Here is a 10,704-nt window from a genome sequence, read left to right as displayed (position 1 = left end):
AGCGAGGCCATGCAGCACATGGTCCCGACCAGAGCCGCGCCGCTTTCGCCCTGTTTGGGATCAAAAGCCGCATCGCCCGAGGTGGTTCTCAATAGGGGAAAGCGCTAATTTGAAATGTCTCCGGCCTGACAATTCTGCGACAAAGTTTTTCAGTCGGCCGCTGCCTCCTTCTTTCGTAGGATGGTGGCTGGAGCGATCATGTTGCAATGCAACAGAAGGATGGCCGGCCTCTCGATCATGATTTCAGAGGATCAACTGAGGCGCGTCGCCGCCTGGTCGCGCGAGCTCACGCCAGCGGAGATCGAGGTTGCCCGCGCCGGGATCACCGAACGGTCCTACGGTACCGGCGAGACCGTGTTCATGCGCGGCGACAAATTCGACTATTGGGCGGGTATGGTGAGTGGCATCGCCCGCATGGGCGGGGTGTCGCGCGACGGCAAGGAGACCAGCCTGGCCGGGCTCACGGCAGGCGCGTGGTTCGGCGAAGGCAGCGTGCTCAAGAACGAATTGCGCCGCTACGACGTGGTCGCGCTGCGCGACAGCCGTGTCGCGCTGATGGAACGCTCAGCCTTCATGTGGCTGTTCGAGAACAGCGTCGGCTTCAACCGCTTCCTGGTGCGCCAGCTCAACGAGCGGCTCGGCCAATTCATCGGCATGCTTGAGGTCAACCGCACCCTCGATGCGACCTCTCGACTTGCCCGCAGCATTGCCTCCCTGTTCAATCCGATCCTCTATCCCGAATCGACCGCGCATCTGGAGATCACCCAGGAGGAGATCGGCGCGCTCTCCGGAATGTCCAGGCAGAATGCCAACCGAGCGCTGAACCGGTTGGAGAAGGAGGGGCTGCTGCGGCTGGAGTATGGCGGCGTCACCATCCTCAATGTCGAGCGGCTGCGTGGATACGGGGATTAGAGCGTTTTCGAGCGAAGTGGATACCGGTTCGCGTCAAGAAAACGCGTCAAAACAAAATCTACCGCGCATTGGCGGGCGCGTGCACCGGCCAGAGGTCGGCGCGCCAGCGGATCGCGATCGCCAGCATCGCGATGAAGCCCGCGGCGGCATAGAGGGACCCCGTCGCGGAATAGCCGATGATGTCGATCAAGCTGCCAGCCGCGAGCAATCCGATCGGCAGGCCGTAGATCACCATCATGCGCACCCCCATCACGCGGCCGCGCAGGTGAGCGCTGGCGGTCCGCATCAGGATGACGGCTGCCGAGATCATCGACATGCTCTGGGCGATGCCGACCAGCACCAGGCATGCCATCGCCACGGGTATGGTCCTGATTTCGACGAACACCAGCAGCAGCGTGTACCAGGCGAGGGTGGCGCCGATCAAAAGGCGGGCGATACGCAGGCCGCTGACCAGACTAAGCGTGACGGAGCCGATCAGCGAGCCCAGCGCGAAGCTTGCCGAGAGATAACCAAGGCCGGTCTGGTCGGTATGAAAGATGTCGCGCGCGATGTAGGGCAGCAGCCCATTCGTCAGCGGAAAAGCAGTGAGATTGGCCAGGAATGCGACGCACAGCGCGGCCAGCATGGCCGGCCCATTCCAGGAAAAAACGAGGCCTTCCTTGAGATCGCGCAGCAGCCGCGAGCCGGAATGGCTCTCGACCGTGCGATGCTCGGCGGACTTCGCCGGTCGGGTCAGGCAGAACATCAGACCGGCGGCCACGACATAGAGGCAGGCGATCACCACATAGACCTTGCCGATGCCGAAGGTCGCGAACAGTCCGGCTCCGGTCAGCGCGCCGGCGATGCGCGCGCTGTCCTGGGTCGTGCGTGACAGGCTGATCGCCCCCACCAGCAGCTCGGCCGGCATGATGTCGGCAAGCAGTGCGCTGCGAAGGCCGAGATCCGAGGAGCGGATCAGGCCCATGATCGTCACGATGATCATCACCTTGAGCGGCGCGAGATGGCCGGTCAGCGCCAGCGCCATGATGGTCGAGGCGAGCACGGTATAGGTGAGACGCAGCACGCCAAGAAGATCGCGGTGACCCATGCGGTCGCCGACCATTCCGAGCACCGGAGCGATCAGCGTTCCCACATATTGCAGCGAGGCGAGAACGGTCAGCAGCAGCACCGAGCCTGTTTCGACCAGGATGTACCAGCCGAGCACCAGCGTCTCGACCTCGAACGCCCAGGAGGTGAGCAGGTCCGACGGCCACTGAAAGCGATAGTTGCGAATGCGGAATGGTGCGAGCGCGGATGTGCTCAAGATGCGATGACGGGTTTCACGGCGATTCCCCCTTATTCTTGTTGTTCTGTTCGGCAGGGTAGCCGCGGCCATGCCCCTGTCAATCGGCGCTACTGCATGCCGCCATGCTTGCCGACGACGCGCGGTGCGCCAGTGCGTCCGCAGCATCGCTTCGTCGCCCATCCGATACGGACATGTTGACCAACCACCGCTTGCTCTTCCGGTGCGACGAGGCCATGCTTGCCTGGTTTCTGGGCCCATCCGGCAGGTCCAGTAGATCGCGCCATCGCGGCTTCCGCGAGATCTTGACCCATGAACTGCTCTTGCTGTGGTCTAGAGGTCCAGAGCGGCTTTGCCTTCTGCCCGAAGTGCGGCACGAAGCAGCCGAACGCGTGCCCTGGCTGCGGCTTTCGATGCGCGCCGGATTTCGCCTATTGCCCGAAATGCGGCGTCTTCGTCTCTGAGGTCCCCGCAGGCGGCGAGCAGGCATCGGCGCGGACGAGCCCGACGACGCTCCCGATCCGCTCCTCCTCCCCGCCGCTCGCGCCGGCAGAGGAGGCCCAAGCCGCATTTCGAGCTCCGTCGGACAAGATCGACAGCGAGGCGAACCGCCGCACCATCACCGTGCTGTTTGCCGACCTCAGCGGCTTCACTGCGATGAGTGAGCGGCTCGACCCCGAGGTCATGCAGACGCTTCAAAACGAATTGTTCGAGGAGTTGACGGCCGCGGTGCAAAGCTTTGGCGGCTTCGTGGACAAATTCATCGGCGATGCGCTGCTGGCCCTGTTTGGTGCGCCGGCGGCGCACGAGGATGACCCGGAGCGGGCGGTGCGCGCTGCCCTCGACATGATCGACCGGACGGCGCGCCTCAGCGAACGCGCGAAGGCGTATGCAGGTTCACCTCTGCTGCTCCATGTCGGGATCAATACCGGGCATGTCGTCGCGGGCGGGCTCGGTGCGGGTGTTACCAAATCCTATTCGGTGACCGGCGACACGGTGAATACCGCCCAGCGACTACAATCGATGGCGGCTCCGGGCGAGGTGCTGGTCGGGCCGTTGACCCACCGGCTGACGCGGCATGCGTTTTCCTATGACTCGCTTGGCGAGGTCTCACTCAAGGGCAAGATGGGCAGCGTGCTGGTCCACCGTCTGAAGGAAGCGCTCGACACGCCCCGCGCGGCGCGAGGTCTCGATACGCTGGGCCTCAATGCGCCGTTGATCGGGCGGGACGCCGAGCTTGCGCGCATGATCGGCAGCCTTGATCTCGCGTGCGGCGGCGCGGCACAATTGGTGCGGCTGGTCGGTGAAGCCGGCATCGGGAAAACGCGCCTGGTCAGGGAGTTCGTCGCCCGCATTCGCGACCAGGATCAATTCGCTGGCGTGGCGATCCGGCAGGCGGCGTGCTCGCCGCTCGGCGAACAATCCTATGGCACACTCGCCGCCGTGCTGCGCAGCGCCTATGGCATCGCGCAGAAGGCGGGCGCCACTGAGGCGGAGGCGAAGGTCGCCGAAGCGCTGTCGGAGCTTGGCCTCGCGACTGACGAGGCCGACCGCCTGATACCCCTCTATTTGCACGTACTCGGCCTCGGCGACCCCAACACCTTGCTCAGGCATGTCGAGCCTGAACAGCTCCGCCGGCAGATATTTTTCGCGATTCGCACCGTCTTCGAGCGCCGCCTGGCACTGTCGCCACTGCTGATCATCGTCGAGGATCTGCATTGGGCCGATGCGGTGTCTCTGGAAGCGTTGCGCTTCCTGATGGATCGACTTGAGCGGACGCGGCTGATGCTGCTGTTTACGCATCGGCCGATGCTGGAACTGGACCAGTTCGGTTCGAGCAGGATCAGTCACGCAACCCTCCGGCTGCCCCCGCTTGGCGACGCCGACGGACAAAGGCTGCTCGCGGCTTACTTCAGTCACGGTTGGCGTGAACCGCCGGGGCGTCTGTTTAGTCGGATCCTCGATCGTGCCGGCGGCAATCCGCTTTTCCTCGAGGAGATCATACGCGGCCTGATCGAAGCCGGTACTCTGGAGCGCGACGGTGCGCAGTGGCGGATGACGTCGGATGAAGCCGCCGCCGATATTCCGGCAAGTATTCAGGCGTTGTTGCTGGCGCGTCTCGACCGGTTGCCGCATCAGGTGCGCCGCCTAGCACAGGAGGCCGCGGTGATCGGCCCGCGTTTTGATGCGGCTACTCTCGGTGCGGCGGCAACCGAGCCGGCAAGGGTTGAAGCAGGGCTCGAACTTCTGTGCGATGCGGAAATCGTCGAGGAGATCGCGGGCTCGAACTCGATTTCGCTGCGGACCTACCGCTTCACGCAAACCATGCTTCAGGACGTCATCTATCAAAACCTGCTTCTGCAGCGCCGGATCGAGCTTCATGGACGGATTGGTGGGGCGCTCGAGAGGCTCTATAGCAATGAGCCCGAGCGGCTCGAAGATCTCATACTGCTCGGACATCACTTCAGTCTGAGCGCGAGCAAGCCGAAAGGCGCGCGCTATTTGCGCGCGGCCGGCGACCGCGCGCGCGCCAGCTATGCCAATGACGATGCCATCCGTCTCTACCAGCAGGCCCTCGCCGTGCTGTTGACCGGCGGCAGCGAACGTGAGCCGGAACGTCTGGTCCTGTACGAGCGGATTGCGGACCTCTGTGCCGCGGCTGGCCGCCGGAACACGGCCGAGGAGCACTTTCGCAGCGCGTTGGAGGGGCACCGCGCCACGCAGGACCGGATCGGCGAAGCGCGAATTCTTCGTAAGCTTGGCCGATTGCTGTGGGATGCCGGCAAGCGGATCAAGGCAGAGACGCATTACGCCAAGGCGGCCAACCTGCTTGGAGGGATCGACGCGCCCATCGAGTGGGCGCATCTCTTGCAGGAGCGCGGCCGTCTCGCGTTTCGGACAGGCGATCACGTGGCCGCCGCGAGATGGGCAGACGAGGCGCTCGGCTATGCACGGTCCGTACCGGCGGAGGCGGACGAGCAGGGCGGGCTGGAGGCGGCACGTGCCATTGCGGAGGCCCTCAACACCAAGGGGGTAGCGCTGGCGCGGCTTGGACGACACGAGGAGGCGGTGCGCGAGGTGGAGCAAAGTGTTGCAGCCGCCGAAACAGCCGGCCACCTTAACGTAGCCTGCCGCGGCTACACCAACCTCGGTGCGCTCTATACGATTGTCGACCCGGCGAAAGCCGTGGCGGTCTGCCGGCGTGGGCTCGATATCGCGCGCCGGATCGGGGACCTCGGCTTCCAGGCGCGTCTTCTTGCCAATTTTGCTGTTGCCTGTTGCACCTTCACGGACAGATGTAGCGAGGAAGGTGTACCGGCTGCCGAAAAGGCAATCGAAATCGACCGTGCGCTGGATCTGCGCGAGCATCTCTCCGTGCCCCTGATCGTGCTCGGGCAAATCCATCAATGTCATTTCCGCCCCGATCTGGCCTCCCTCTGCTACAATGAGGCAATCGAGGTGGCGAACGAAACCGGCGAACCGCAGCAGCTTTTTCCGTGCTATGATGGTCTCGCCACGCTGAGCCTTGATCGAGGCGACATGCCCGAGGCAGACCGATATTTCGCGCTGGCCCATGATGTCTGCGCCCGCCACGGGCTCGATCCCGCCGGGCTGATCGTGTTGCCATTTCTTGACTAAGTCATATGAAGGAGTTCAACCATGTCAGAACTTCATGTCGATGGACCGCTTCAGCCGGGCGATCGTGCACCGAACATCGTGCTGGACGCCATCACACGCGATGGAACGATCGCGCTCCAGGATTTTCGCGGGCATAGTCCGATATTGATCGGCTTGTTTCGCGGGCTGCACTGCCCGTTCTGTCGGCGCCACATCGCGGCCCAGGCGCAACTTGACGCAGCCCTGCGCGAGAAGGGCGTCGAAAGTCTCACCGTCGTGAATACGCCGATCGAGCGCGCGCGGCTCTACTTCCGCTATCATCCCTTGCCCAATCTGCTTGCCGCGTCCGACCCAGAACGGGTCTCGCACCGCGCGTTCGGCCTGCCCAATATCGAGTTTACGGAGAACGAGACCGAGTGGCCGCGCAAGGTGGGTATGGACGTTGTCATGAGCATGCAGGTCGATATGCCCGGCGAAACGTCGGGGCCGATGAATCGGTTGGCGGCTTCCGAGTACCTCAACAACAAGGACGGCTACCAGATGATGGAGGCCGATCAGCGCATGGCGGCAACCGGCCAGGGCCAGCTGTTCGGCCAGTTCCTGCTCGATCGTGAGGGCATCGTGCGCTGGTCCTTTACCGAGGTTCCTGAAGGCGGCCAACGCATGTTCGGGGCTCCGAGCCCCCAGGAGTTGATGTCGGCCGCCTCGCAAGTGGCAAGCTAGGAATCGCCGCCGAGTTGGCGGTGCAAATGCCGCGCTCGACGCGCTGCAACCCGCGGCGACAGTTCCTGCTCATGACTCGCAAAGACTCAGGCGCACGATGACCCACATCCAGGAGCGGCTGCTCGAAAGCAAGATGACCGAGATCGAGCAGGCCCGATCCTGGAGCCCACGCGTGATCTCGAAATTCGAAACGCTTATCAGGGGCGGTGACGATCTCTCGCTCTACCGGATCAATCCCCTGGCGTTCGCGCGTGATCGCGCCATTACCGAGGCTGAAAGCATCGACCTGTTTCTCCATGCGACCAGGAGCGGGTTGTTCGAGATGAGTTGGGACGTTGTTTGTCCCCAGTCCGGCATGGTACTCGACAGCTTTGGCGCTCTGCGCACCCTGAAAACCCATTACGTTTGCGGCCTCTGCGACGTCAGCGGTGAAACCGACCTCGACGATTTCATTGACGTTACGTTTACGGTCTCGCCGCAGCTCCGGCGGATTCCATTTCATGATCCTGATTCCCTTTCGATCGAGGATTTCCACTGGAAGCTTCGTTTCCTTGGCGACGCGCGCATGCCCGGTCAGCAGGTCCGATTCCTCGATTTCCTGCGGGGATTGGTTCGTGGACTTGCGTTCTTGCCGCCGGGCTCGACCACCTCTCTTCGTGCCGACCTCGGTCCCGGTGCCCTGGCCGGAGTCAACGTCCAGACGCAGGCTGCATTCGTGGTCTCGGTCGTAGGCGAACCCGCAACCGCGCCGACCGTCCTGCGGGTCGGATATGATGCGCAGCGCTTTTCGCCTTCGCTGCCCGTCGTCCCGCCCGGCCCCGTTGTGATCGACGCGGAGAACTCCGGCGTGGTGCGTGGCTCATTGCTCCTTATCAATTGGCCGCCCGAAGTCCTGGCTCAGACGACCAAGCCTGCGCTCGAGTTCGAACCGTATATGTCCGGCGGCATGTTACTTGCGCGGCATACCTTCCGCCGCCTGTTCCGCTCGGAACGTGTCGACGAGCGGGAAGGCCTCGGTATCCGGCAGGTGACCTTGCTGTTCACGGATCTCAAGGGGTCGACCGCGATGTACGAGCGTCTCGGCGATCTGAATGCCTACGCCCTGGTCCGCGAGCATTTTGGCTTGCTGGGAGCGACCGTCCAGGCGCATTCCGGCGCCATCGTCAAGACGATCGGGGACGCCGTGATGGCGGTCTTCTCCCGCCCGACCGACGCGGTCTCCGCGGCGTTGCAGATGCTCGGAGAAATAGAACGCTACAACAGCGAGCATGGTGACCCGAGCATCATCCTGAAGATCGGAGCGCATTGTGGTCCGTCGATTGCAGTGACCCTCAACGAAAATCTGGACTACTTCGGGCAGACTGTGAATGTTGCGGCGCGCGTGCAAGCCTTGGCTGATGCCGGCGAAATCTGTCTCTCGGAAGCGCTTTATTCGGCGCCGGGCGTCAGCGGCCTTCTCGCAGGCCACGCCATCGTTCAGTTTGACGCACCTCTCCGCGGCGTCGAGGGAAATGCGTGCGTGTATCGTGTCGTGCGGAGTTAGGGTCCTGCTCCGGCACGAGCCTGCTGGAGAGTTTCACGTCACGGGTACTTTCGGCTTCTTCTCCGTCAGCACTACGGCCATCGCCGAGATCAGCGGCCGCATGAAATACGCATCTTCCGCCGGCGCGATGTCCGTGCGTAGGCCATGCGCGGCGAGCTCCCCCGACACCGCAGGGCCCACCGACGCAATCAGCGTCCGCTCCAACCCTGCGCGCAACTTCGCTTCGATGCCGTGTGCCTTCGCGGCTTCCATCAGTCGGCGAACCTGGCCGAGATTGGTCAGCGCGATGGAATCGATTCGTCCCTCCGCCATGTCGTCGATGGCGGCGACGATGCTGGCGTCCGCAGCTTTGGAGTCGTAGCCGTAAGGCAGCACGGTATCGACCTCAGCGCCTTGCGCGGCGAGTGCGCCAGTCAGGACGCTGTGGTCCTTGTCCGGATAAAGCTGGAGGCCGAGGCGATGCCCCTTCAAATCCAGCTTACCCAGCATCTCGATCACGCCTTCGGTGGTCGGCTTCTCCGTGGTCTGCTGAGCCTCGAGCGAGATTTCGCGCAGCGCCTTGCCGGGCTTCGGCCCGCGGGTGAACTTTCGCGATTTGGCCAACGCTGCGACCAAAGCCTGGTCGAGCCCTCGCGTGCGCGCGAGCTTCATGATCCGCCGCAGGCCCTCGCCAGTCATCAGAACGAGGTCGTCGAACGGCTTGTCGATGGCGCGGCGGATCCAGGCTTCGACCGGGGCCGGGTCCGGAGCATCCTGGATGGTGAACATCGGACACTGCACGACCTCGGCGCCTTGCTCGGCCAGGAGCTTCGAGAACTGCGCCTCCTCGCGGGTCTCCAGGATCAGGATGCGGGTGCCGTTCAATCGGTCGGCCATGGGCGTGCTCCGTTCAGTTCAAAATCGCAATCGTCCGTTCATCCTGACTCCGTCGTCGGGATTGGCGCAAGGGTCGCCTCGGTGCTAGAGCAGGGCGCAAGTCGCGGATCGTTCCGCACATCGCTGCCCAAACCTTCGTCAAGAGCCATCTCTTCAACAGCCATTCCTTCAACAGCCATGCCCGATCATCAATACGTTCTGACCCTGTCCTGTCCGGATCGCCCCGGCATCGTCTCGGCGGTGTCGACCTTCCTGGCGAACTCCGGACAGAACATTCTCGACGCCCAGCAGTTCGACGACGTCGAGACCAAGAAATTCTTCATGCGCGTGGTTTTCACCGCGGCCGATCTCGCCGTGGAATTAGCCGCGCTCCAGACCGGCTTTGCCGCGATCGCCGAGCGCTTCGGCATGGAGTGGCAGATGCGCGACCGCGCCGCGCATCGCAAGGTGATGCTGCTGGTGTCGAAGTCCGACCATTGCCTGGTCGACATCCTCTATCGCTGGCGCACCGGCGAATTGCCGATGATGCTCGCTGCGATCGTCTCCAACCATCCGCGCGAGGTCTATGCCGGGCTCGATTTCGGCGAGATTCCGTTCCATTATCTGCCTGTCACCAAGGAGACCAAGCGCGAGCAGGAGGCTCAGATCCTCAATCTCGTTGCCAGGACCGGGACCGATCTCGTGGTCCTCGCCCGCTACATGCAGATCCTGTCGGATGATCTGTCGGCCAAGCTGTCCGGCCGCTGCATCAACATCCACCACTCGTTCCTGCCGGGCTTCAAGGGCGCAAAGCCCTATCACCAGGCCCATGAGCGCGGCGTGAAGCTGATCGGCGCCACCGCCCATTACGTCACGCGCGATCTCGACGAAGGTCCGATCATCGATCAGGACGTCGAGCGGATCAGTCATCGCGACACGCCTGAGGATCTCGTTCGCAAGGGACGCGACATCGAGCGCCGCGTGCTGGCGCGGGCGATCCGCTATCACCTCGACGACCGTGTCATCCTCAACGGCCGCAAGACCGTGGTGTTCGTGGATTGATTTGCTCACCTCGCCCCGATTGCGGGGCGGGGAGCCAGTCCCTCAGTGCACCGCGTCGCCCGAAGTCGACCCAGTCGCCCCCTTCTTCGCCTGCTCTTCCTTGTCGCGATCCGCCGCTGGCATCAGCCGCTTGCGTTCGCGCTCCTTCATGTAGGCGTCGTATCGCGGTGTGCCCGGCCGGGGCGGGGCATCCGCCGGCAGGCCGCCGGCCCATTGCGGGATGTAATCGCCCATTCCGGCCGAGAGTTTTTCGCTGACCGTGCCACAGCCGGACAGGCCCGCGGCAAGCGCGAGCAGGGACACGATGGAACGGAAACGTCTGGACATATTGGGCACTGCAATCGGGACGAGGGGCGGACGCCGGGCGAGCGGCGCGACCGGAACGGTAGCCTTCAACAAGGTAAAATAGACTTATTCGAGATAGGTATAAAAATACCTCGAATTCGCGGTATCGATTCTCCCCGATGTGCGGATTCTGCAAATGAAAGACGAAATCCTCCATCCCCGCGGGCGAACGCCTTCGTAGACTGCGGGCGTCGGTACGCAATCTGCTTGGCCGGCGCGAGGGCTTTTTCGTTGACAGCTCCATTTCATTTGTACAATCGTACAAATGAAATGTGCAAACGCGGAGCCCGGGTTACCCTGGCGTAACCGCGACATCACTTTCCAATCTCGGTGACTGGAACGCGCGGGCCTTGCGCGGAATGGT

9 protein-coding genes are annotated in these 10,704 nt (G+C 63.3%); 5 read left to right on the top strand and 4 right to left on the bottom strand.

The window, feature by feature from the left end; all coding sequences use genetic code 11:
• Positions 1-237 precede the first annotated feature (237 nt).
• Positions 238-912: a Crp/Fnr family transcriptional regulator gene (locus L6639_RS30480; RefSeq protein WP_237865163.1), complete on the top strand. Its 675-nt coding sequence runs from the start codon at positions 238-240 to the stop codon at positions 910-912.
• A gap of 58 nt (positions 913-970) precedes the next feature.
• On the opposite strand, the gene L6639_RS30475 is transcribed toward L6639_RS30480, so the two are convergent.
• Entirely contained in the window at positions 971-2,215 is a 1,245-nt protein-coding gene (locus L6639_RS30475) for an MFS transporter (protein ID WP_237865067.1), read from the bottom strand.
• 89 nt (positions 2,216-2,304) lie between these two features.
• A complete protein-coding gene (locus tag L6639_RS30470) occupies positions 2,305-2,508 on the bottom strand; it encodes a hypothetical protein (protein WP_237865066.1) in 204 nt (67 codons plus the stop codon).
• Here L6639_RS30470 and L6639_RS30465 point away from each other — a divergent pair.
• The 3 genes from L6639_RS30465 to L6639_RS30455 all read left to right on the top strand — a co-directional run bounded on the left by L6639_RS30465 (position 2,507) and on the right by L6639_RS30455 (position 8,078).
• Positions 2,507-5,833: an adenylate/guanylate cyclase domain-containing protein gene (locus tag L6639_RS30465; RefSeq protein WP_237865065.1), complete on the top strand. Its 3,327-nt coding sequence runs from the start codon at positions 2,507-2,509 to the stop codon at positions 5,831-5,833. The two genes, L6639_RS30470 and L6639_RS30465, sit on opposite strands and share 2 nt — an antisense overlap.
• A 21-nt stretch (positions 5,834-5,854) precedes the next feature.
• A complete protein-coding gene (locus L6639_RS30460; protein ID WP_237865064.1) occupies positions 5,855-6,535 on the top strand; it encodes a redoxin domain-containing protein in 681 nt (226 codons plus the stop codon).
• A 97-nt stretch (positions 6,536-6,632) separates the two neighbouring features.
• Entirely contained in the window at positions 6,633-8,078 is a 1,446-nt protein-coding gene (locus tag L6639_RS30455; RefSeq protein WP_237865063.1) for an adenylate/guanylate cyclase domain-containing protein, read from the top strand.
• Positions 8,079-8,111: 33 nt separating this feature from the next.
• Here the strand turns inward: L6639_RS30455 and L6639_RS30450 are convergent, their stop codons facing one another.
• Positions 8,112-8,954, bottom strand: a complete 843-nt coding sequence (locus L6639_RS30450) for a uroporphyrinogen-III synthase (RefSeq protein WP_237865062.1) — start codon at positions 8,952-8,954, stop codon at positions 8,112-8,114.
• Positions 8,955-9,131: 177 nt separating this feature from the next.
• On the opposite strand from L6639_RS30450, the gene purU reads away from it, so the two are divergent.
• Entirely contained in the window at positions 9,132-9,995 is an 864-nt protein-coding gene (gene purU / locus L6639_RS30445) for a formyltetrahydrofolate deformylase (RefSeq protein WP_237865061.1), read from the top strand.
• A 42-nt stretch (positions 9,996-10,037) separates the two neighbouring features.
• Here purU and L6639_RS30440 read toward each other — a convergent pair whose 3' ends face one another.
• The gene (locus L6639_RS30440) at positions 10,038-10,322 is read right to left on the bottom strand and encodes a hypothetical protein (protein ID WP_237865060.1); all 285 of its coding nucleotides are present in this window, start codon (positions 10,320-10,322) and stop codon (positions 10,038-10,040) included.
• Positions 10,323-10,704 lie beyond the last annotated feature (382 nt).

The organism is Bradyrhizobium zhengyangense, from assembly GCF_022012555.1.
Classification (GTDB): Bacteria; Pseudomonadota; Alphaproteobacteria; order Rhizobiales; family Xanthobacteraceae; genus Bradyrhizobium; species Bradyrhizobium zhengyangense.
This window is presented reverse-complemented; position numbering and strand designations above follow the sequence as displayed.

What these genes read in the sequence shown, in the direction of transcription:
- L6639_RS30470 (WP_237865066.1), bottom strand. Translation starts at nt 2,508, where the DNA reads ATGGGTCAAGATCTCGCGGAAGCCGCGATGGCGCGATCTACTGGACCT.
- L6639_RS30440 (WP_237865060.1), bottom strand. Translation starts at nt 10,322, where the DNA reads ATGTCCAGACGTTTCCGTTCCATCGTGTCCCTGCTCGCGCTTGCCGCG.
- L6639_RS30455 (WP_237865063.1), top strand. Translation starts at nt 6,633, where the DNA reads ATGACCCACATCCAGGAGCGGCTGCTCGAAAGCAAGATGACCGAGATC.
- L6639_RS30460 (WP_237865064.1), top strand. Translation starts at nt 5,855, where the DNA reads ATGTCAGAACTTCATGTCGATGGACCGCTTCAGCCGGGCGATCGTGCA.
- L6639_RS30480 (WP_237865163.1), top strand. Translation starts at nt 238, where the DNA reads ATGATTTCAGAGGATCAACTGAGGCGCGTCGCCGCCTGGTCGCGCGAG.
- purU (WP_237865061.1), top strand. Translation starts at nt 9,132, where the DNA reads ATGCCCGATCATCAATACGTTCTGACCCTGTCCTGTCCGGATCGCCCC.
- L6639_RS30450 (WP_237865062.1), bottom strand. Translation starts at nt 8,954, where the DNA reads ATGGCCGACCGATTGAACGGCACCCGCATCCTGATCCTGGAGACCCGC.
- L6639_RS30465 (WP_237865065.1), top strand. Translation starts at nt 2,507, where the DNA reads ATGAACTGCTCTTGCTGTGGTCTAGAGGTCCAGAGCGGCTTTGCCTTC.